This is a genomic window from Hymenobacter rubripertinctus, assembly GCF_003583925.1.
Lineage (GTDB): Bacteria > Bacteroidota > Bacteroidia > Cytophagales > Hymenobacteraceae > Hymenobacter > Hymenobacter rubripertinctus.
In genome coordinates this window covers 1-20,722 of the sequence record NZ_QYCN01000015.1, presented here as the reverse complement: position 1 = coordinate 20,722, position 20,722 = coordinate 1, and the positions used below count along the sequence as shown (strand labels likewise).

The 20,722-nt window shown below is 62.2% G+C and carries 25 protein-coding genes; 16 read left to right on the top strand and 9 right to left on the bottom strand.

What is annotated here, in order from left to right:
* The first annotated feature begins 149 nt into the window (after nt 1–149).
* From D0T11_RS11210 to D0T11_RS11175, 8 genes are all read left to right on the top strand, one after another.
* The gene (locus D0T11_RS11210; protein WP_119655885.1) at nt 150–617 is read left to right on the top strand and encodes a carboxypeptidase-like regulatory domain-containing protein; all 468 of its coding nucleotides are present in this window, start codon (nt 150–152) and stop codon (nt 615–617) included.
* A gap of 136 nt (nt 618–753) precedes the next feature.
* Nucleotides 754–1,422, top strand: a complete 669-nt coding sequence (locus D0T11_RS11205) for a TIGR02117 family protein (RefSeq protein ID WP_119655884.1) — start codon at nt 754–756, stop codon at nt 1,420–1,422.
* A gap of 268 nt (nt 1,423–1,690) precedes the next feature.
* The gene (locus D0T11_RS11200) at nt 1,691–2,056 is read left to right on the top strand and encodes an STAS domain-containing protein (protein WP_147374621.1); all 366 of its coding nucleotides are present in this window, start codon (nt 1,691–1,693) and stop codon (nt 2,054–2,056) included.
* A 94-nt stretch (nt 2,057–2,150) separates the two neighbouring features.
* Complete coding sequence (gene hisS / locus D0T11_RS11195) at nt 2,151–3,569, top strand: histidine--tRNA ligase (RefSeq protein WP_119655882.1); 1,419 nt, start codon at nt 2,151–2,153, stop codon at nt 3,567–3,569.
* Nucleotides 3,570–3,874: 305 nt separating this feature from the next.
* The gene (gene hutH, locus D0T11_RS11190) at nt 3,875–5,374 is read left to right on the top strand and encodes a histidine ammonia-lyase (RefSeq protein WP_119655881.1); all 1,500 of its coding nucleotides are present in this window, start codon (nt 3,875–3,877) and stop codon (nt 5,372–5,374) included.
* Between the two features lie 84 nt (nt 5,375–5,458).
* Nucleotides 5,459–7,393 carry a T9SS type B sorting domain-containing protein gene (locus D0T11_RS11185; RefSeq protein WP_119655880.1) on the top strand — a complete coding sequence of 645 codons (1,935 nt, stop codon included), beginning with the start codon at nt 5,459–5,461 and terminating at the stop codon, nt 7,391–7,393.
* A gap of 289 nt (nt 7,394–7,682) precedes the next feature.
* Nucleotides 7,683–8,018 carry a YbaB/EbfC family nucleoid-associated protein gene (locus D0T11_RS11180; protein WP_119655879.1) on the top strand — a complete coding sequence of 112 codons (336 nt, stop codon included), beginning with the start codon at nt 7,683–7,685 and terminating at the stop codon, nt 8,016–8,018.
* Nucleotides 8,008–9,084 (top strand): glycosyltransferase family 2 protein, encoded by a 1,077-nt coding sequence (locus tag D0T11_RS11175; RefSeq protein WP_245990762.1) that lies wholly within the window; start codon nt 8,008–8,010, stop codon nt 9,082–9,084. The genes D0T11_RS11180 and D0T11_RS11175 overlap by 11 nt, the downstream gene beginning before the upstream one ends.
* A 79-nt stretch (nt 9,085–9,163) precedes the next feature.
* On the opposite strand, the gene D0T11_RS11170 is transcribed toward D0T11_RS11175, so the two are convergent.
* Entirely contained in the window at nt 9,164–9,382 is a 219-nt protein-coding gene (locus D0T11_RS11170) for a PspC domain-containing protein (protein ID WP_119655878.1), read from the bottom strand.
* A 179-nt stretch (nt 9,383–9,561) separates the two neighbouring features.
* Here D0T11_RS11170 and D0T11_RS11165 point away from each other — a divergent pair, with 179 nt between their 5' ends.
* Both D0T11_RS11165 and D0T11_RS11160 read left to right on the top strand, forming a co-directional pair.
* Nucleotides 9,562–11,373 carry a tetratricopeptide repeat protein gene (locus D0T11_RS11165; protein ID WP_182888360.1) on the top strand — a complete coding sequence of 604 codons (1,812 nt, stop codon included), beginning with the start codon at nt 9,562–9,564 and terminating at the stop codon, nt 11,371–11,373.
* A gap of 202 nt (nt 11,374–11,575) precedes the next feature.
* A complete protein-coding gene (locus tag D0T11_RS11160) occupies nt 11,576–12,559 on the top strand; it encodes a pyruvate dehydrogenase complex E1 component subunit beta (RefSeq protein WP_119655876.1) in 984 nt (327 codons plus the stop codon).
* Between the two features lie 248 nt (nt 12,560–12,807).
* Here the strand turns inward: D0T11_RS11160 and D0T11_RS11155 are convergent, their stop codons facing one another.
* Nucleotides 12,808–13,494 carry a nitroreductase family protein gene (locus tag D0T11_RS11155; RefSeq protein WP_119655875.1) on the bottom strand — a complete coding sequence of 229 codons (687 nt, stop codon included), beginning with the start codon at nt 13,492–13,494 and terminating at the stop codon, nt 12,808–12,810.
* Between the two features lie 78 nt (nt 13,495–13,572).
* On the opposite strand from D0T11_RS11155, the gene D0T11_RS11150 reads away from it, so the two are divergent.
* Nucleotides 13,573–14,112, top strand: coding sequence for a DinB family protein (locus D0T11_RS11150; RefSeq protein ID WP_119655874.1), 540 nt, complete (start codon nt 13,573–13,575; stop codon nt 14,110–14,112).
* Nucleotides 14,113–14,252: 140 nt separating this feature from the next.
* On the opposite strand, the gene D0T11_RS11145 is transcribed toward D0T11_RS11150, so the two are convergent.
* Nucleotides 14,253–14,708: an acyl-CoA thioesterase gene (locus tag D0T11_RS11145; protein ID WP_119655873.1), complete on the bottom strand. Its 456-nt coding sequence runs from the start codon at nt 14,706–14,708 to the stop codon at nt 14,253–14,255.
* 93 nt (nt 14,709–14,801) lie between these two features.
* Nucleotides 14,802–15,536: a class I SAM-dependent methyltransferase gene (locus D0T11_RS11140; protein ID WP_119655872.1), complete on the bottom strand. Its 735-nt coding sequence runs from the start codon at nt 15,534–15,536 to the stop codon at nt 14,802–14,804.
* A gap of 136 nt (nt 15,537–15,672) precedes the next feature.
* Here D0T11_RS11140 and D0T11_RS23130 point away from each other — a divergent pair, with 136 nt between their 5' ends.
* The gene (locus tag D0T11_RS23130) at nt 15,673–15,828 is read left to right on the top strand and encodes a DUF2256 domain-containing protein (RefSeq protein ID WP_245990760.1); all 156 of its coding nucleotides are present in this window, start codon (nt 15,673–15,675) and stop codon (nt 15,826–15,828) included.
* 70 nt (nt 15,829–15,898) lie between these two features.
* Nucleotides 15,899–16,273 (top strand): hypothetical protein, encoded by a 375-nt coding sequence (locus D0T11_RS11130; RefSeq protein WP_119655870.1) that lies wholly within the window; start codon nt 15,899–15,901, stop codon nt 16,271–16,273.
* A gap of 335 nt (nt 16,274–16,608) precedes the next feature.
* On the opposite strand, the gene D0T11_RS22550 is transcribed toward D0T11_RS11130, so the two are convergent.
* Together D0T11_RS22550 and D0T11_RS11120 are read right to left on the bottom strand one after the other, a co-directional pair.
* On the bottom strand, nt 16,609–16,779 hold the full coding sequence (locus tag D0T11_RS22550; RefSeq protein WP_182888359.1) for a hypothetical protein: 171 nt from the start codon (nt 16,777–16,779) through the stop codon (nt 16,609–16,611).
* Between the two features lie 110 nt (nt 16,780–16,889).
* Nucleotides 16,890–17,048 (bottom strand): transposase, encoded by a 159-nt coding sequence (locus D0T11_RS11120; protein WP_119655868.1) that lies wholly within the window; start codon nt 17,046–17,048, stop codon nt 16,890–16,892.
* A 464-nt stretch (nt 17,049–17,512) separates the two neighbouring features.
* On the opposite strand from D0T11_RS11120, the gene D0T11_RS22115 reads away from it, so the two are divergent.
* The 3 genes from D0T11_RS22115 (at nt 17,513) to D0T11_RS11110 (ending at nt 19,560) form a co-directional block, all read left to right on the top strand.
* A complete protein-coding gene (locus D0T11_RS22115; RefSeq protein ID WP_147374620.1) occupies nt 17,513–17,719 on the top strand; it encodes a class I lanthipeptide in 207 nt (68 codons plus the stop codon).
* 342 nt (nt 17,720–18,061) lie between these two features.
* Nucleotides 18,062–19,279: a lanthionine synthetase C family protein gene (locus D0T11_RS11115; RefSeq protein WP_119655867.1), complete on the top strand. Its 1,218-nt coding sequence runs from the start codon at nt 18,062–18,064 to the stop codon at nt 19,277–19,279.
* A 44-nt stretch (nt 19,280–19,323) separates the two neighbouring features.
* On the top strand, nt 19,324–19,560 hold the full coding sequence (locus D0T11_RS11110) for a transposase family protein (RefSeq protein ID WP_119655866.1): 237 nt from the start codon (nt 19,324–19,326) through the stop codon (nt 19,558–19,560).
* On the opposite strand, the gene D0T11_RS11105 is transcribed toward D0T11_RS11110, so the two are convergent.
* The 3 genes from D0T11_RS11105 to D0T11_RS11100 all read right to left on the bottom strand — a co-directional run.
* The gene (locus D0T11_RS11105; protein WP_182888358.1) at nt 19,544–19,993 is read right to left on the bottom strand and encodes a transposase family protein; all 450 of its coding nucleotides are present in this window, start codon (nt 19,991–19,993) and stop codon (nt 19,544–19,546) included. The two genes, D0T11_RS11110 and D0T11_RS11105, sit on opposite strands and share 17 nt — an antisense overlap.
* Complete coding sequence (locus D0T11_RS22545; RefSeq protein ID WP_182888357.1) at nt 19,971–20,516, bottom strand: helix-turn-helix domain-containing protein; 546 nt, start codon at nt 20,514–20,516, stop codon at nt 19,971–19,973. The genes D0T11_RS11105 and D0T11_RS22545 overlap by 23 nt, the downstream gene beginning before the upstream one ends.
* A gap of 70 nt (nt 20,517–20,586) precedes the next feature.
* Nucleotides 20,587–20,722: transposase (locus D0T11_RS11100; RefSeq protein WP_147374619.1), on the bottom strand; the 136-nt coding region annotated here is incomplete at its 5' end.

The following is a 20,722-nucleotide window of genomic DNA, read 5'->3' as shown; positions in this document are numbered from 1 at the left end:
TGGCCGGGCACTCCAACTGTCCTCCCTGCCTGCCCTTCGGGGCGGGGCTTTGCCCCGGATCAGTACCGGGCTCGCTGTCTACTTTCTTCTTCGGTGGCCTGCCTTCCGGCTGTTCCGGCCGCCATTCGCCCTTCTTTTCCCTTACTGCCATGAAAACCTTCCCTGCTTTCCGCACCCTGCTAGCTTCCGCCGTCCTGCTGACGGCCGCCACCCTGCCCGCCGCCGCCACGGGGCCAGCCGGCCCTTCCGGCACCGTCTCGGGCCGCCTCTTCGATGGGCAGACCCAGGAACCCATTCCGCACTCCTACGTGGTGGTGCTGCGGGCCGCCGATGGCCGGTTTGTGAAGTCGGGGCAAACCGATGCCCAGGGCCGGTTCCGGGTGACGGGCCTGCCTTTGGGCAGCTACACCGTCCGCACCACCATTCTGGGCTACCATGGCCTGGGCACGGTGGTGGCCCTGCGCCCGACCCGTTCCCAGCTCGCTCTGGGCACGGTGGTGATGGTGCCGGTGGATATGCCCCTGGCCGCCCGCGCCAACAAGCACGCCTGGGCCCGCCGCAATGCCCCCGTAGCGGAGCTGGCCCCGGTTCGGCCCCTGGTGCGCGTGCGCTCCTGATCTGGGCCGGGTAAAAGAACCCCCAAAGCGCGTTTTTCCTCGCCCGGGCAAGGAAGAACGCGCTTTTCGCTTAGCGGCTCCAGCGCGGCTTCTGCTCCGGTTCTTACCTTCGCACCAGATTATTTCCCGGGTGCATATGGCGGTTTTTGTGGCCTTTATTCTGTTGCTGATGACCGGCACGCTGGTACCCGCCAACCGGCAGTTCCGGCAGACGCCCGGCGGCGTGCCCGTTTACCTGGTTTCCAACGGCTTGCATACCGACGTGCTGGTGCCCCTGCGCGAGGCCCAGACCGGCCAGGACTGGCTCCGGGAACTGGGGCAGCCCGCTCTCACGGCCCGGTTCGGCCGCGCCCGGTTCGTGGCTTTCGGCTGGGGCAACGAACGGTTCTACCTCGGCTCGATGGGCGGAAAAATACCCGGCCCCGGGGCCGTGGCGGGCGCGCTGCTGCCCTCGCGCACGCTCCTGCACGTGCGCTTCTACCCGGCCGCCCCCGACTCGGGCCGCTATGTGGTGCCGCTGCGCATTTCGGCCGGGCAGTATGAGCGCCTCACCCAGTATATCCGCGCCTCCTTCGCCGCGCCCGACTCGGTGGGGGGGCGGCCGTTGCGCCAGGCGGCGGGCTACTCCAGCCACGACTTCTTCTTCCGGGCCACCGGCCGCTACCACGCCCTGCGCACCTGCAACGACTGGACGAACCAGGGCCTGCACCGGGCCGGTCTGCGGGCCGCCCTGAAAACCCCGCTGGCGGCCCCCGTGCTGTTTCAGGCCCGCCGCACCCCMCCCCCGCCGGCCCCCGAAAACTAGTTTTCGTTTCTTGAAATCCACTGACGAAAGCGCTTTCGGCAAGCCGGCTTCTGACTTCGCCAGCTGGGTTGCCTGGGTAGCGGGGCCAGCCGGCGGGCACCTGCCGCATGGCCGCCGAAAGCACCAGCGGCCCCGATGAATCAGGGTTTGGACCCGTCAAAAATCAAATTACCTCCCACGATCCAATTTTTTCCCAACTCCGCGCACAACTCCCGGCCCTCGGATTTCGCTTTAGTCAAGCTCACCTTTCCCTCCGTGCGCTTCCCGAATGCTTGACGTTTACCGTGAACAATTGCCCAATGCCTACCTGCTTGTTCTCTCTCCCAGCAACGGCTCCGGCCAGGAGCGGCAGCTGATCCGGGCCCTGCACCGGGCCAGCCGCACCGATAAACCGGCCATTCTGCTCGATTTCAGTCTGGTGGACATGCTTTCGGATGAGGCCATCGACCTGCTGCTGGCCTACGCCTTCGTGCTCCACGCCCAGGGCCGCCGCCTGATTCTGTGCTACGTGCCTCCGCCCGTCCGGCACCGTTTTCTGCACCTCGATGCCGCTTCCCGGCCCCTGCTGGTGCCTTCGCTGCTCGATGCCATGGCGGAAATCAACTTCCCGGCGCGCCATAATCCGGCGGGCTGATAGGCAGCCGGCGGGGCCGGTGGGGAAAAGCTGGAGGAAATCCGATGCAAACCGCGAATTTTACGGTTCTATTTCCGCATTCCGATTTTCCCTGATGAGCGTTCAGAAGCCCAGCATTCCCCAAGGCACCCGCGACTTCGGCCCGGCCGTAGTGGCCCGCCGCACCTATATTTTTGGCGTAATCCGCCGCGTGTTCGAGAAGTTCGGCTACGCCCCGCTCGAAACCCCCACCCTGGAAAACCTGAGCGTGCTCACCGGCAAATACGGCGAGGAAGGCGACCAGCTGCTGTTCAAGGTGCTCAACTCGGGCAACTTTCTCAAGAAACAAAAAGGCGACGTCATTAAGGAGCAGGTAACGGCCGACGACCTGCTGGCCGGGGCGAAAGCGGTGCTGCCCAAAATTGCTGAAAAAGGCCTGCGCTACGACCTCACGGTGCCCTTCGCCCGCTACGTGGTGATGAACCGGGGCACGCTCGTGTTTCCCTTCAAGCGCTACCAGATTCAGCCCGTGTGGCGCGCCGACCGCCCCCAGCGCGGCCGCTACCGCGAATTCTACCAGTGCGACGCCGACGTGGTGGGCACCGATTCGCTGCTCTGCGAGGCCGAAATCGTGCTCATGATGAGCGAGGTGCTCACTTCCCTGGGCCTCACCGACCACACCATCAAAATCAATCACCGCCGGGTGCTGGGCGCGTTCTACCAGGCCCTGGGCGGCGAGGGCACCGAAGTGGACCTGTTCACGGCCATTGATAAGCTCGACAAAATCGGGCGCGAGGGCGTGGGGAAGGAGCTGGCCGAACGCGGCTTCTCGGCCGAAGCCACCGAAAAACTGTTCGACCTGCTGGGCGTGGCGGGTTCTTTTGACGAGAAGCTCGACCGGCTGCTGGCCGCCTTCGTGACGGCCGGCGTGGAGCCCGATGGGGCCGACGGCTACCAGGGCCTCCAGGATTTGCGCCGGGTACTGGAGTACCTGCGCGGCTTCGGGTTTGAAAAGTGGGACAACCTGGAGTTCGACGTGACCCTGGCCCGGGGCCTGAGCTACTACACGGGCTGCATTTTTGAAATCAAGATCAACAACGTGAACATGGGCAGCGTGAGCGGGGGCGGCCGCTACGACAACCTGACCGGCGCTTTCGGGCTGCCGGGCGTGTCGGGCGTGGGCTTTTCGTTCGGCGTGGATCGGCTCTACGACTGCCTGGAGGAGCTCAGTTTGTTCCCCGAAGCCGTGGCCGCTACCACCCGCTGCCTCATCGCCAACTTCGATGCGGAAAGCGAAACGGCCGTGCTGCCGGTGCTGCGCCGCCTGCGCGCGGCCGGCGTGGCCACCGAGCTGTATCCCGAATCCACGAAGCTGGCCAAGCAGTTCAAGTACGCCGACGGCAAGGGCATCCCCTACCTGCTGCTCCAGGGCTCCGAGGAACGCGCCGCCGGCCAGTTCAAGCTCAAAACCCTGGCCACCGGCCAGGAACAGACCCTCACCCTGGACGAAGTGCTGACCGAACTGGCCGGGTAGCGGAAGCCGCTGGGCCGCTGGCGCAAGGCTTGCCGATGCCAGTGGGCCAGCGGCGGGCCGGCAGCTCAGCGCCTCCCCCCAGCGCCCCCCGAATGGCGAACCTTGGTTGGTGTGACAAAAAGAAGCGTGACAATTTAAATTGTCACGCTTCTTTTTGTCACACCAACCAGGGCGTGGCTTCCAACGGCGCGTGCTGCCCCCCAGGCTTCCGCCCGCAGTCTGGGGCGGCCTGGGCGGGCTGTTGCGGGGCTGCGGGTGGGGAATCCGTACTTTTGGCTCCTACCCCGCCCATTCCCGTCCCGCTCATGGCTGCCGATTACGCCCTCACCCCTTCCGCCCCCCTCGACCTGGCTACCCTTGATGAGCTGCTGCGCAGCCGCGCCCGGGTAGTGCTCAGCGAGGAAGCCCGCCAGCGCATCACTGCTTGCCACGACTACCTGCACCAGCGCCTGGAGCGCGACCCCGACACGGCCATTTATGGCATCAATACCGGTTTCGGGTCGTTGTGCGGGCAGGCTATTGCGGCCGGCCAGCGCCAGCAGCTGCAAACCAACCTGCTCATGTCGCACGCCTGCGGCACGGGGGCCGAGGTGCCGGCCGAGCTGGTACGCCTGATGCTGCTGCTGAAAGTGCAGAGCCTGAGCTACGGCCACAGCGGGGTGCAGCTGGCTACCGTGCAGCGCCTGCTCGATTTCTACAACCGCGGCATGCTGCCGGTGGTGTACGAGCAGGGCAGCCTGGGGGCCAGCGGCGACCTGGCCCCGCTGGCCCACCTGTGTTTGCCGCTGCTGGGCCTGGGCGAAGTCAACTACGAAGGTTACCGCCTGGCCGCCGCCGACGCCATGAGCCTGTTCAGCTGGGAGCCCGTGACGCTGAAGGCCAAGGAAGGGCTGGCCCTGCTCAACGGCACCCAGTTTATGCTGGCCTACGCCGTGCACGCGCTGCTGCGCGCCCAGCGCCTCACCAACGCGGCCGATAGTATCGGGGCCTTGTCGCTGGAGGCCTTCGATGGGCTGGCCGAGCCGTTTGATGCGCGCCTGCACCGCCTGCGCCCCCACGCCGGCCAGGTAATGGTGGCCGCCCGGCTGCGGGCGCTGCTGAGCGGCAGCGCGTTGCAGCAGCAGCCCAAAACGGCCGTCCAGGACCCCTACTCGCTGCGCTGCATGCCCCAGGTGCACGGCGCCACCCGCGACGCGCTGACCTACGTGCGCCTGACCACCGAAACCGAGTGCAACGCCGTGACGGACAACCCCACCATCTTTCCCGAGGACGACGCCATTCTGAGCGGGGGCAACTTCCACGGCCAGCCCCTGGCCCTGGCCCTGGATATGCTGGCTATTGCCACGGCCGAGCTGGGCAGCATTTCCCAGCAGCGCACCGCCCAGCTCATCAGCGGGCAGCGGGGGCTGCCGCCCTTCCTGGTAGCCGAGCCGGGCCTGAACTCGGGCCTGATGATTCCGCAGTACGCCGCCGCCGGCCTCGTGAGCCAGAACAAGCAGCTCTGCACCCCCGCCTCGGTGGATAGCCTGGTGAGCAGCAACGGCCAGGAAGACCACGTGAGCATGGGGGCCAATGCCGCCACCAAGGCCCTGCGCGTGGTCGTCAACGTGGAGCAGCTGCTGGGCATCGAGCTGCTGAACGCGGCCCAGGCCCTGGCTTTCCGCCGCCCCGCCCGCACCTCCGAGCCCCTGGAAAAGCTGGTGGCTGCCTTCCGCGAAAAAGTACCCTTCGTGAGCCAGGACCGCATCCTCTACCCCGATCTGCACGCCGCCGCCGCCTTCGTGCGCGAGTACGCCTGGCAGTAGAGGCGCGGCGGTACTTCCGACCTAAATCGGCTATTTTCGCCGTACTCGTACACGTAACCGCGCAGTTGCTTCGTTATGGCTGGGATGGCAAAATCTGGATTTCTGCTGCTGGGGCTGCTGCTGGCGGTGCTGCTGGGTCCGGCAGCCCGGGCGCAAACGTGCGTGCCTACTCCCAATTCCGGGGCCTGCTTTAAGGCCTACGACGCCATTACGGGCCAGGAGATTCCCAAATTTCTGTGCGTGGGCCGGGCCGTGCGCCTGCGCGACTGTAGCGGCAAGGGCCTCAACCCGGCCCAGATTTACTACCGTCAGGCCGCCACGACCGTCTGCTCCGACTTCCGGGACACCACCACCACCTTCACGCCCACCGCGCCCGGGCCGCTGGTCGTCACCCAGAATACCCAGGGCACCCAGGGTGGCACTCAGGGCATCATTTTCTCCCAGAACTACGAGGTGCTGGCTACGCCCGCGCCCGCGTTCACGCTCACCGTCTGCGGGCCGGGCTTCGTGCAGGTCACCGTCACGGACGCTAACTACGACCAGTATTTTGTTCAGATCGGCAACGATACTCCAATGCCGGCCGCCCGCAATGTCACCGTCACCTACCCCACCGGCGGCCCGAATACGGTAACCGTTATCGGGCGCTACAATCAGGCCGGGCTGTGTACCGGCGTGGCTATCCGCACCTTTATACCCCTGCCGGCTCCGCAGCGGCCCACCTTGCGCACCCTCACAGTGCAGGGCGGTACGGCGCAGTTCACTTTTGGGGCGTTGCAGCCGGAGTACCAGTACAGCCTGCAAGTGGCCGACGGGGCCGCGCCGGGCGGCTACCGCACGGTGGCGCCGGTGGCGGCCGGCCTCACCAGCTTTTCGCTGCCCAACGCCCCGCTGCCGGGCTGCTTCCGGCTGCTGCTCCAGGATGCCTGCCAGCCCACGGTAGCCAGCGCGGCCTCGTTCTCCATCTGCTCGGTGGCCCTTACCGGCACTTCCACCAACGGCCGTAACCTGCTCGCCTGGACCAGCACGGGCAGCGGCAGCTACACCCTCACCCGCACCGACGGCACCACCCGCACTACTCTGCCCGTACCCGCCGGCGCTACTCAATACCTCGATACGGCCGTTACCTGCGGCACCGTGTACCGCTACCGGGTAAGCCTGAGCATGGGCGTCACCACGTCGGTTTCCGATGAAGTAGCCGTAACCACCACTTCGGGGGCCGCGCCGGCCGCGCCCCGGCTCTCGGCCAGCTTCAACCTGCGCAACCAGGTGGAGCTGACGGCCGTGGTGCCCCGGGCCGCTACCGGCGGCCAGCTGACCTACCGGCGCAACGGCGCGGAGCTGCGCGTAACGGCGGCCCGTTCAGTGCTGGATTCCGTGCTCACGCCCGACCCGGCCCGGCCGGTGTGCTACACCGCCCGCTTTCTGGATGCCTGCGGCAACCGCTCGGCCGAAAGCCCGCCGGTGTGCCCGGTGCTGCTGGCCGCGAAGTCTGCCAACGACACCGGCTCGGAAATCCGCCTGACCTGGTCGGCCCTGCGCGGCCCCGATACCACGGTGGCGGTGAGCTACCGCGTGCTGACGCTTTCGCCCACCAACGCCGTGCTGGCCAGCGTGCCCGTTACGGGCCGTACCTACCTCGATTTGAGCCCCCCCGCCGACCAGCAGCTGGTGCGCTACCGCGTGCAGGCCACCGGGGCGGGGCTGCCAGGCCCAAGCTACTCCAACGTGGCTACCGTAATCCGCCGGGTGAAACTAGTCGTGCCCACGGCCTTCACCCCCAACGGCGACGGGCTGAACGACGTGCTCGAACTCAAGGGCCGTTTTCTGGACAACTTCCGCTTCACCGTCATCGACCGCAACGGCCAGCCTGTGTTCCAGACCACCGACCGCGCCCGCACCTGGGACGGCCGTATCGGAGCGGCCGCGCCCGTGCCCGGGGCTTACGTCTGGCGCTTCGAGGCCACCGACCAGACCGGCCGCCGCACCTCGGAAGCCGGCACGATTACGATTCTGCGTTGAGTACTGTCTGACGAAAAGCGCCCTAAAAGAACGTCATTCCGAGCATGTTGCGCATCAAGCAAGGGACCGAGGAATCTTGCGTGCTGATGTTGTCCAAGTAATCCTGCCATCAGGTTGCCAATGCAACGTCAGCACGCAAGATTGCTCGGTCCCTTGCTTGATGCGCAACATGCTCGGAATGACGCTCCTTGTTGGACTTCTTGCCCCCAATAGCGGCCTTCCCACCGGGCTTTCCGGCCGGCCGGCGTATCTTCGCCGGCAACTTTTCCACCTTTTGACGATAGCGCCGATGTTTGACATGATGGGCATGATGGGTAAGATGAAAGAGCTTCAGGAGAAAATGAAGCAGGCCCAGGACCAGTTGCAGTACCTGACGGCCACCGCCGAAGCGGGTGGCGGGCTGGTGAAGGCCACCGCCAACGGCCAGCGCCGCCTGCTCAAGCTCGAAATTGATGAGAGCCTGCTCCAGCCCCAGGACCGCGACATGCTGGCCGACCTGGTGGTAGCCGCCGTGAACAAGGTGATGGACGAAGCCGCCGAGCAGGCCAAGCAGGAGCTGCAAAAGACCACTTCCGGCCTGATGCCCAACATTCCCGGCCTCGACCTAAGCGGCTTTGGCCTCTAGTACCCCGGCCGGAGCCTGCACCGACGTGGCGGTGGTCATCCTGAACTGGAACGGCCGCGACTTCCTGCGCCGGTTCCTGCCCGCCGTGCTGGCCCACTCCGAGGGTGCCACCGTGTTCGTGGCCGACAACGCCTCCACCGACGACTCGGTGGCCCTGGTGCGGGCCGAATTTCCGGCCGTGCGCCGCATTGAAAACAGTGGCAACCTGGGCTTCTGCGCGGGCTACAACCAGGCCCTGGCCCAACTGGGGCCGGAGTTTCGGTACTACGTGCTGCTGAATTCCGATGTGGAGGTAACGCCCGGCTGGCTCCGGCCCCAGCGCGAGCTGCTGGAGGCCCGGCCCACCATTGCCGCCTGCCAGCCCAAAATCCGCCAGTACAGCGCCGACGAAGTCCAGCGCCAGCTTTTCGAGTATGCCGGGGCGGGCGGGGGCTACCTCGATTCGCTGGGCTACCCCTTCTGCCGGGGCCGCCTCTTCGACACGCTCGAAACCGACACCGGCCAGTACGACGACCCGCGCCCGGTGGCCTGGGCTACCGGGGCCTGCCTGCTGGTACGGGCCGAGGCCTGGCACGCGCTGGGCGGGCTGGAATCCGAATTCTTCGCCCACATGGAGGAAATTGATTTGTGCTGGCGACTCCAGAACGCCGGCTGGCAGGTGTGGTACCACGGCGGCGCCACGGTGTTCCACGTGGGCGGCGGCACCCTGCACAAATCCAACCCCCGCAAAACCTACCTCAATTTCCGCAACGGCCTGGCCCTGGTGTTCAAAAACACCCACCCGGCCGAGCTGCCCGGCGTGATGATCAGCCGCGTGGCCCTCGACTGGGTGGCCGCCCTGCGCCTGCTCAGCCAGGGCCAGTGGGCCGATGCTCGGGCGGTGCTGCGGGCGCACGGGCACTTTCTGCGCCACCTCGGCTACTGGCGGCAGCAGCGCCGCAAGTTCCGGCCCCGCCTGCGCCTGGCCGAGCGCCCCGGCACCTACGCCGGCAGCCTCGTCTGGGCCTACTTCGGACAGGGGAAACGGAAGTTTTCGGAATTGGGTGTGAAGGAGCCAGGAAGATAGAGCGTAAAGAAAAGCGTCTGTCATCCTGAGCGGGGCTCAGGATGACAGACGCTTTTTTACGCTTCTACTTATCGACCTACTACAAATCCCAGACGGTGCTGCGCTGGCGACGCAGGGCCTGGCGCACGTTCATCCAGAAAGCCAGGGCAAAATAGAGCACAATGGGCGAGCCGAAGGTGAAGAACGAGGCGTACACGAACGAGAGCCGAACGCTGCTGCTGGAAAAACCGACGCGCTTGCCGATGGCGTCGCAAACGCCGAAGCTCTGCTTTTCGATGAAGTCAGTTAGTCGTCTCATAGCTGCTGATTTTTCGGAGTCCAACGGGAATTGCCGGAAGTAAGATACAGTAATTGTAACCCGGTATCAAGCACTTACGCCGGAAGCCGGCCGCAAGATACGTCTATCGGTTACCTTTCGGCGTTGGTAGGGCCAATTCCTGCCGTACTTGCCCCGTGCTTTGCCCAATGCCTATGCGAATGTTGTTGCCGCGAATTCTGCCGGGCGTGGCCGGTCTGTTGCTGACGGCAGCGGCCCTGCCCGCCTGCTCGCCCTTGTCGAACGTATTGAAGCAGGCCCAGGCCGGCCAGCAGCTCACGGTGCAGCCCACGGTGCTGGAGAGCAACGGCGAAAACGTGCTGTTCGAGGTAACGGCCAAAGTACCCGCCAGCCATTTGCGCAAGGGCGCGGCCTACAACCTGGGCCTGAGCTACCGCTACCAGAACGGCCTGCGCGAGGATACCGTGGGCCGCCTCACCTTCGTGTCGGGCGAGTTCGTGTACGATGAGCGGCAGAAAAATATGCTCGTCATCCGCCGCCAGTTTTCCTTCCCCTACTCGCCCCAGAAAAGCCCTGGCGAGCTGGTGGCCCTGCCCGACGCCCGTGAGCTGCGCCCCGGCGGCAAGCGGGTGAAGGCGGCGGAAATCCGCCTGGCCCGCGGCATCGTGACCACCAGCCGCCTGGTGGTGCGCCAGGATACGGCCCTGGCCCTGCTGCCCGAATCGGTGGACAACAACATGAGCGGTACCCGGGTGCTGCCGTTTTTCTTCGATGCGGGCCAGTCGGAGGTGCGCAATTTTCTGGGCACCAACGTGGCCGCGCTGGAGGATTTCATCGAGGCCAATCAGCGCACCGAAAAGGTGATGATTGCCGCCGGCCACTCGCCCGATTCGCTGGACCGCCACGACCCGCGCCTGGCCGACAAGCGCGTGCGGGCGCTGATGAACTACTACAAGAAGCGCGTCGATACCGATTCCTACCTCAACAAGGTCAGCCAGATCGACTTCGAAACCGAAGCCTACCACCGCCGCTGGGACCTGTTTTTGAGCAAGGTGCAGCAGTCGGCGCTCAAACCGGCTCAGATTGATTCGGTGCTGCTGCTCATCAACGACACGCCCGGCACCTACGCCCAGAAGGAAAAGCGCCTGCACCAGCTCAGTTTCTACGATTACCTGGAGCAGTACATTTACCCCGTCATGCGCTTCGGCACGGTGGCCGTGCGCTACACCGCCCCCAAGCGCTACGACTCAGAAATCTACCTGCTCTCCAAGAAGATTGTGGAAAAGCAGACCGAAACCGACGCCCTCACGCCCGAGGAGCTGCGCTACTCGGCCACGCTCACGCCCTTGCTGGCCGAAAAGCAGCGGATTTACGAAACCTCGGTGGCTACTACCGGGGCCTGGCAGGCCTACCACAACCTGGCCGTGGTGTTGCAGCTGCGCTCCGAGAAGGAAGTGAACCCCAAAGTGGCGCGGGCTTACCAGCGCCGGGCCGCCGTTAACTTCACGCTGGCCGCCCACCGCAACCCCACGGCCGAGCTGTTCTACCGCGTGGCCAGCGCCTACCACCGCGCCAACGACAAGCTCGAAGCCCTCCAGAACTACGATTACGCCATCAAGCTGGGTGGCTCCCCGACCATGCTCAGCAAAATATTCGCCGACAAGGCCGCCCTGGAAATCGAAATCGGCCAGCTCGATGATGCCCTGCGCAGCCTCAGCTACAGCTCCAAAACGTACCAGAACATCATGAACCGCGCCCTCATCTACGTGCTGAAGGGCAACTACCCGGGCGCGGCCGACATTTACCAGCAGGCCATTGCCCTGCGCCCCCAGGACCCGCTGCTCTACTACTGCCTGGCCGTGGTAGCCGCCCGCCAGCAGAACGAGTCGGCCGCGGCTATGCACCTGCGCCACGCCGTGAGCCTGGACCGCACCTACGCCAACCGCGCCGTGGAGGACCTGGAGTTCCGGGATTTCGCCAAGGGCAAGCCGTTTCTGGAGGCGCTGCGGTAGCAGGTGAAAGGGTGAGAGAACTGTCATCCTGACGAAGGAAGGATCCTATCAGGCACGAACCATTCACACGTGATGAGATCCTTCCTTCGTCAGGATGACAGTTCTCTCACCATTTGCCCAACCGGCCGGCTCGTTGTAGCTTTACGGGCCGGCTTTGGGCCGGCTTTTTTCTGAATCGAACTTTTCGACTTTCCTACCGATTATGCGGACCATCCAATTCCGGGAAGCCCTGCGTGAAGCCATGAACGAGGAAATGCGCCGCGATGGGCGCGTGTTTCTCATGGGCGAAGAAGTGGCCGAGTACAACGGCGCCTACAAAGTAAGCCAGGGCATGCTCGATGAATTCGGGCCGGAGCGCGTGATTGATACGCCGATTGCCGAGCTGGGCTTTGCCGGCATCGGGGTAGGCGCGGCCATCAACGGCCTGCTGCCCATCATCGAGTTCATGACCTTCAACTTCTCGTTGGTGGCCATCGACCAGGTGATTAACTCGGCCGCTAAAATCTACTCCATGTCGGGCGGGCAGTACTCCTGCCCCATCGTGTTCCGCGGCCCCACCGGCAACGCCGGCATGCTTTCGAGCCAGCACTCCCAGAACTTCGAGAACTGGTTTGCCAACTGCCCCGGCCTGAAGGTGGTAGTTCCCTCCACCCCCTACGATGCCAAAGGCCTGCTCAAAGCGGCTATCCGCGACCCCGATCCGGTGATTTTCATGGAGTCGGAGCTCATGTACGGCGACAAGGGCGAAGTGCCGGAGGAAGAGTACGTACTCGAAATCGGGAAAGCCAACATAGTGCGCGCCGGTGAAAGCGTGACTTTGGTGAGCTTCGGCAAGATGATGAAAATAGCCCTGGCCGCCGCCGATGAGCTGGCCAAGGAAGGCATCAACGCCGAAGTAATCGACCTGCGCTCGGTGCGCCCCATCGACTACGACACGCTGATCGAGTCGGTGAAGAAAACCAACCGTATGGTGGTGGTAGAGGAAGCCTGGCCCCTGGCCAGCATCAGCTCGGAGCTGGCCTACATGGTGCAGCGCCGCGCCTTCGACTACCTCGACGCCCCCGTGCTGCGCATCACCTGCATGGACGTGCCCCTGCCCTACGCCCCCACCCTCATCGAAGCCTCCCTGCCCAACGTGGAGCGCACCGTGAAGGCCGTGAAGGAAGTATTGTACGTGAATCGCTGATGTTGCAGATGTTGCAGATAGCGCAGATCTGTTCTGATGGGGGATTCGTTCTGACAGTGGATTCGTTCTGATGGCGGATTCGTTCTACTGATTAATAGCAAAAAAGCCCGCTTTGAGCGGGCTTTTTTTGTGGTAGACAGCTGTGCTCGCACCTCACTTCCTCGTCAACCAAGAACGAATCCCCCATCAGAACGAATCCCCCATCAGAACAGATCTGCGCTATCTGCAACATCTGCAACATCTGTGATTCAGTACCACGCGCTGATGTCCTCCAACTGCTTGCGCTTAATGTCGGGCACCCGGGCATCCGGGGCGGGGTAGCCGACGGGGATAAGCAGGAAGGGCCGCTCGTTTTTGGGACGGTCGAGCAGCTTGGTCAGGAAATTCATGGGGCTGGGCGTGTGGGTGAGGGCCACGAGGCCGGCCTCGTGAATGGCCGTCAGCAGGAAGCCCGCCGCCAGGCCCACCGATTCGTTCACGTAGTAGTTGTTGCGCTGGCTGCCGTCGGGCCGGGGCTCGTAGATTCGGCGGAACACCACGATAAGCCAGGGCGCTATTTCGAGGAACGGTTTGCGCCAGTCGGTGCCGAGAGGAGCCAGGTCTTCGAGCCACTCGGGCGGCATACGGTGGCCGTAACTCTCGGCTTCCTCCTGCTCGGCGGCCACCCGGATCTGGTGCTTGAGCGCCGGATCCTGGATCACGCAGAACGTCCAGGGCTGCTTGTGGGCCCCGCTGGGCGCCGTGCCCGCCGCCCGCAACAGGTTCTCAATCACGGCCCGGGGCACGGGCCGGTCGGAGAAGTCGCGCACCGAGCGGCGCTGGTCCAGGTGCTGGTAGTAGGCCTCGCTGCGGTGCAGCAGCTCGGTTTCCGACACGTTGGGGCGCTGGTAGGGTTGAAAGCGGTAGCTGGGCGTGGCGGACGATTCGGATGGCATGGAGTGGGGGGCAGCGACCGGGCGGGGGATATTTACGTACCTTTTCCTCAAAGCTACCATCTTCCGCCCACCTCCCCTATGAACCACCGCCTGCATCTTCGCCTGGAGCAACTCGAACGTTCCACTACCCGCCTGCTCGATACGGTGGAAGCCCTGGGCGACCGGGCCACGCAGGTCCCGGGACCCGGGCAGTGGTCGGCGGCCCAGGTCGTCCAGCACTTGGTAGTGTCCGAAACGGGCATCGGGCAGTACATGGAGAAGAAGTTACTTCAGGCCGAGGGGCTTCAGAAGTCGGGGTTTAAGGCCTTTGTGAAGTCGCGCCTGTTGCGGCTGGCGTTGCGGCTGCCCTTCATGCGTTTCAAGGTTCCGAAGTATCTGCAAGAGCTCACCCCTACTACCCTGCCGCCCCTGCCGGAGCTGCGGGCCGAGTGGGAAGCCGCCCGCCGCCGGCTCGAGCGCCTGCTCAACGAGTACCCGGGCCACTTGCTCAGCCGCGCCATTTTCAAGCACCCCCGCTCCGGGATGCTCACCATTCACCAAACCCTCGATTTCATGACCGACCACGTGCTGCACCACCAGAAGCAGGTCGAGCGCATCGCCAAAGCAGTGAGTGAGTGAGTGAGTGAGTGAGTGAGTGAGTGAAAAGAACGTCATCCTGAGTGGAGCGAAGGATCCTGTCACGCAAGAATGAGCCGTTGTTATGTCTCTTTCTTACGTGACAGGATCCTTCGCTCCACTCAGGATGACGTTCTTTTCACTCACTCCCCGCCGCCGCCGCGCACCATGTCCTTGTAGGACGCGTGGCGGGGCAGCTGGCCCATCAGGGCGGTGATGTCGGCGGGTGGCACCGTCAGCTTGCGGGTGCGCAGGTCCAGCCACGCCCCTTCCACGCTTACCGTAGCGGCGGGGCGGCCATCGGGCTTATAGAGCGTGTGCACGATGTTCCAGCGGGAACCGTCGGCGCTCAGCCCCGCCAGCTCACCCGTCACGCGCAGCTGCTCGTTGATGTGCAGCTCCTTCAGGAAGCGGGTGTCTTCGCGGAACAGGATGGGGCCGAGGCCGGCCTTGGCAAAGTAGGGCAGCGTGAAGCCATTGGCCGACAGGTACTCGATGCGGTGCTGGGCGGCGTAATCGGCGTAAGCCGAATGGCGCATGTGGCCGTTGGGGTCCATATCGGCCCAGCGCACGGTGTAGGTTCTCTCGAAAGCAGACATATTTCGTTAGCTGTTAGCTAAGTATGGAGGAGGAGCAGTAAGGTTGTTACGTCAGAACGAAAAAGCTACTAGCTGGTAGCTACTAGCCGTCAGCTAAACCAAGGTGAGGCGCACGAGGTACTGCTGCTGGTCGTCTTCTTCCAGAAACTCGACTTCGTAGCCGGCGGCCTGGGCGTAATCCTGCAACAAGGAGGGGTCGGTGAATATCCACGGGAATTCGGCCCCGGTCTGGTGCGCGTACTGCATCGAATACGTGACCTGACCGTAGTACGGGCCGTTGAGGTCGAAGACCAGGGCTCCATCCTCGTCTTCGTAGAGGTAGCTGATGTCGGAAGACGTGGCCAGGATCTGGCCGCCGGGGTTGAGCAGGGTTTTGGCGTGCATCAGGAAGCACTCCAGCCCTTCCAGCGTGCCGGTCAGCCCGATGCCATTCATGAGCATGAGCAGGGTATCGAACTTTTCGCCCCGGGCCAATGCCGGGTCGAAGATGTCGTGGCAGGCTACTTCGCGCACGCCCCGCTGCTGCATCACCTCCACGGCCCCCATCGAGATGTCGACAGCCTTTACCGTGAACCCGCGCTGCTGGAGTTCCAGGGCGTGGCAGCCGGCACCGGCCCCCAAATCAAGAATTCGGCCCCGGCATTCGTCCAGGGCAGTGCGCTCCATTTCGGGCATCTCCCAAAGGGAGCGAAAAAAGTAGGCGGCCGGCAGCACTTCCTCGTCGGCCACGGAACTGTGTACGGCCAGCGTGGCACTCAGGTGGCCTTGCTGGTAGGCCAGCAAGGCCTGGCCCAGCGTATCGGGCGCGGTAGAAACGGGGGTTGACATGGGACAAAGATACGCCGCGCGCCAAGTTGCGAACCAAAAGCGGGCGGCCGAAGCCCCTCCCCGGGCGCACAACCGGCTTTCAGACCCGGGGCGGCACTTTTGCGTAGACCGACCTCACCCTGTTTGCTTTTCTCCCTTGACTCAGCGCAAAGGCCAGTTGCCCACCAAGCTATGCCTCACCTGCGGCCGACCCTTCGAGTGGCGCAAGAAGTGGCGCAACTCCTGGGACGAGGTGAAGTACTGCGGCGAAAAATGCCAGCGCAACCGTCCCAAATCCCCGGCGGCAGCCTGAAGCACGCATCCCTGGCGGCCGTTTCTGCGTTCTGACGGCCCAACTCCCTCCACTTTCCACTTCCTGCCCCATGGCCAGCAACCTCGACTACCTCGCCCCCGAACTAAAGCCGCTCGAAGATCAGGTTACGGCTTATTTACAGCTGGAAAAAGACCTGGCCCAGGCCGAAATAACAGCCACCACCCTCACCCAGATGCCCGAAATCACTCCCCCTGGGTTCGACCAGCGGCCGGCCACCGGCAGCTACCCCCAGCACCTGGTTGAGGCCGCCAACCGCCTCCAGAACCTGCGCGACGATTTAACCCACCTGCGCCAGCAAATCCTGCAACTGCTGCCCGTCCGCGACGAGTGGATCAAGCTCAACCTGGGCTACGGCCCCAGCCGCGTGGGTGCCTTCCGGCTCCCCGGCCCCGCTGCCGACTACGAGCTGCGCATCGTCATCTGATCCTCTGCCCTTGGGCAGGCTTCCGCTGGTCTTTTAACCTAGGGGCTTAGGAAGCAAACTCGGTTAGAGGGGCTGTTGACGAAGTAATTTAAGGAGCAGTCTTCGACCACGTTGAGCGTCCGAAAACGCCGCCCATCGGTCAGCGCGTCGCTCATAAAGTACATCGACCAGCATTGGTTCGCCGACTCGGGCACAGCCAGCGGCTGGCGAACGCGCTCAGGCAAGCGGCATTTTTTGTGCCGCTTGCTCAGTTGCAGGCGCTGGGCCTGATAGAGCCGCCACATCCGCTTGTGGTTGACCAGCAGCCCGTCTTTGCGCAGCCGGTGGTAATATTTTCAAAAGCCCCAGCCGGCGTGGCGTTTGACCAACGCCAGCAGCGCGTCCACAAGCACCGCGTCGGCCGCCTGCCGTTCGTTTTGGTCGCCCCGGCCGGGCGGCGTAGCGTAGCTGGCGCGAGCCAGCCCCACCAGGGCGCAGGCCCGCCGCCGGCTCAGCCCCCACGCCACGGCGTGCTAGGCCACAGCTCGCCGCTCGGCCGGGGCCACTACTTTTTTCGCAGCACCTCCTTGACCACTTGGTTTTCCAAGCTCAAATCGGCCACCAATTGCTTGAGCCGTTACAGCTCGGTCAGCTCCAGGCCGCCGTACTTGCTCTTCCACTGATAAGACGTAGGCTCACTGATACTGTCGCGGCAAATCTGAACCACGGTTTGGCCCTGGCCTTGCTGGCGCAGGATGCCGATGATTTGGGCTTCACTAAAGCGACTCTTTTTCATGGGTAGCAGGAAAAGGATGGGAAAAGATACCCCCTTCCTCTACTTTTCACTGGCCTACTTCACGGGGAAGCGTACAATGGCAGCCAGGCTGTTGAGAATCCGCTACCTTGATCAGATAGGCAAGTAGGCACATGGATCCGAAGGTCGCTGTTCCCTGCTCAGGCAAATACGGTTACTATCTGCCTGCGTTTGCGCGGGTTTGGAATAATAAAAAAGAGCATTACATTTGGTCAACCAATACTATAGGCCACCCCTACTACATAATTAATGTATTCAGGAAGGTTCAGGACGTATTAGATGGTTGGTACCGAGCAGTAATATTGCTCCACCGAGAAGCTCATCAGAATTAACTCTCTCTCATACGCCCGCATCAGCGTTGGCTTATCGACTTCGATCATTTTGCACAGGGGACTGCCGACACCCCTTATCAAAAGAGGCAACCAAACATCCAACTAACCCCTTTTATGAAAAAAGAGCAACTCACCCGTAAATTGTCTCTGAACAAGAAAAACATCAGCCAGCTGGACTCAAACTCTATGAACAGCATCAAGGGCGGCCTTTATGCCTCAACAGGTGGAGAGTATCCAGAGCCCCGAAACACTATTGTGGATCATGATGCTACGATGGAGTGCTCCGATGGGTGCCAGAGCCGTGGCTGCACTGTTGCTTAGTAATACAGGTTACAGGCAATAGCCAAAACAAAAGCACCAAAGCGAAGAGGCGGAATTTTGCAGCGTTGTATAATGCTGGAAAATTCCGCCTCTTCGCTTTGAAACCCTTTTCTGGAACACCTTAACTAGCAACCTGTCTTACCGCCACACCAGGTGTAGCCGCTGGTAAAATGTACTGGCTGCTCTAGCCCACGGCAGGAGCTACGTGCTGGCAGTATCATGCAAACAACCGCTGCATCTCCGATGCTGATTACGGAAGCCTGAATGACTGGGGTATTTTCTGGCACGCTTAGCAAGCAAAGCCGGTAACCAGCTGGCAATCTGCCATTAAACATCTCCTTGATGACCTTACGAAACCGCGCTGAAGCGAAGCTCCTCGATATCCTTACCGCTCTAGAAACGATCAACCCGAATTCCCGCCCCTTGTCGCTCATGTCGGGCAGGAGCGGCTTGATACTGTTTTATTTTTATTTGGCCCGGATGCGCAGTTCCGATGCCCTGTATGACATTGGTTTCCAGTACCTGAATCAGAATTTGGATTTTCTGGAGGAATATGGGGCTAATCACTTCACTTATTGCAATGGTGTTGCCGGTTTTGGGGTGTTATTCAAACTGCTTACGGAGCATACGTTTCTTGATACTGACCCAGAAGATGTGTTAGATGCCTTGGATGAGGCAGTGGTAGAATCTACGCAGCAGCAACTCCTGGCAAATAACCTGGACTTTCTACATGGGGCCGTTGGCAATGCTTTCTACCTACTGATGCGGGCCGGCACTACAGCCACCGATCCATGCCTGCGGCAGCTGATTGAGCAGCTACAGACAACGGCTATTGCGGACGCAGATGGTATCCGGTGGCTGGAACCTGAGTCGGTGCGCAATCCGCTGGCCCAGGGTACCATCAACATGAGTCTGTCGCATGGCCTTTGTAGCAAGATCATCTTTTTAGCTAAGTGCGTAGCCCAACAGGTAGCGTCAGAGCAGTGCACGTATCTATTGGAAGGCTGTATTCGTTTTCTGCGGCTTCAAGCCGACTGGAGTCGCTCAGTGAACGTATACCCATCCGCTATTGCTGCCGACCATGCCAAAGAATTCGACAACCGCCTTGCTTGGTGCTACGGAGACTTAGGCGTGGTTGTAGCCCTGCTTTTTGCTGGCAAGGTGCTTAACCAACCAGCCTGGATACAGGAGGGCATTGCGTTGGGACTGCATGCCTGCTCCCGCACAACCATAGAGCAAACTAGCTTGGTAGATACCGAGTTTTGCCACGGAACCGCAGGCGTGGCACACATCTTTAACCGTCTCTACACCGAAACCGCCCTCGAACCATTCGAGGCCGCCCGGGATTACTGGCTCGAACAAACGCTGATTAGGGATACTTTTCCGGATGGGTTGGCTGGTTATAAAACCCATCGGTCTGATGGTTGGGTCACGGAACCCGCCTTACTGGAAGGTATAGTGGGGGTGGGCTTAGTATTGCAAAGTTATCTGCAACCCAATGCCGATCTTTTCTCTTGGGATAGTGTATTTCTATTGGACTTGCCAGGATCAAGCCAGTGAATCAGGGCAAACGCATGAAGCCGGGTGGGGGGTAGCTTTGGGTCATGAGCCACCCGATTCGCGACTACTTTCTGCAAGTTGAAGACTTGCGTCAAGCCGCCAAGTGCCGGTACCGACTGGCTGACATTCTGCTTATTGGCTTGTGCACCTACCTGAGCAACGGCCACGATTACGAGGACATGGTCTTGTTTGCCCAAACCCACGCCCGGCAACTAGATGAATTGGTAGACTTGCCCAGTGTGCCGTCGCACGATACATTAGTGCTTATGCGGGATGCTTGACCAGATTCGCCCGCTCGGGTGCGAGATACGCCCGGTGCGGACTGCGGACGCGAAAGTTATGCAGCCCGCAGGCCACCACCATGACCGTATCACGAAACCAGTCGCCACGTACCCGCACCACCTCCTTGACCATGCGTACGCGCTTGATGCCGCTGTGAACATGTTCAATCACCACGCGCAACGGGCTTAGCATCTGGTTGTAAATCAGTTGAGAAAAGCTTAGTTCGCCTTTAGGCGGCTTCTTGTGCGGCATCTCCACCCCCACCCCCGGTGGGTAGTGACCCACAAACCCTAAGTCCTGTCGCAACACGCTGCCAGCGGGCAGGTGCAGCGGGTACTCATCGGCTACTTTTTTATCGTCTACTCGCCCCGATTCGGTGGGCGAGAGATAATGCAGGTACTGCGTGTCGTCACACAAGGTGTTGTTTTTCAAGGCATGGACTTTTTTTAGCGCTGTATTCTTCTCGCTGCCCGTCCCAGTCGACATTGCGCGGAATGCCCCGCTCCACCCCGTCGTAGGGGAAGACATTGTCGGGATGCTGGGCCAGGCGCTGCGCCAGTTGTGCGCCATCACGTACCGGCAGCAGTTGGCGAGCGGCGAGCGTCTGATTCAGCACCGCTAGCAGTACCGCTAGCAGTACCGCTAGCAGTACCCCGGCCAGGCGGCTGACGCGGGTCTGCGACAGGCCAAAGCTGGCTGCTTGCTGCTGCTGTAACGAATTATTTTTCAAGTAGGTGAGCAGGAAAAAAAGCTTGGTATCCGTGCCCGGCAGCAGGGCATTGGCCCGCTGCTGATGCGCGACCGACTGGCGCAGTTTACCGTCGAGCGTATGGTAGCGGTGGTAACGCTCCCAGCGGGGGACAAAGTCGGTGAGCAAGTCGTCAAATTCGGCCACATGCAGACTGGTCAGCGCCAGAAACTGCGTCGGCCGCTCGCGGAGCGCTAAATAATTCATGCCCCAATTTACACCTTCGCCTCGCGTAGGATGATAACGATACTTTCCGCATTAGCACTAGGAGCTGTTCTCAATTAAGATAGAGGGTAATGACGCGTAAGCAGATGAAGGCATCAAATGAGCGGTCTAACTTATCGTAGCGCGTGGCAATACGCCGAAACTGCTTGAACTTACTGAATGTCTGCTCAATATGATGCCGCTTCTGG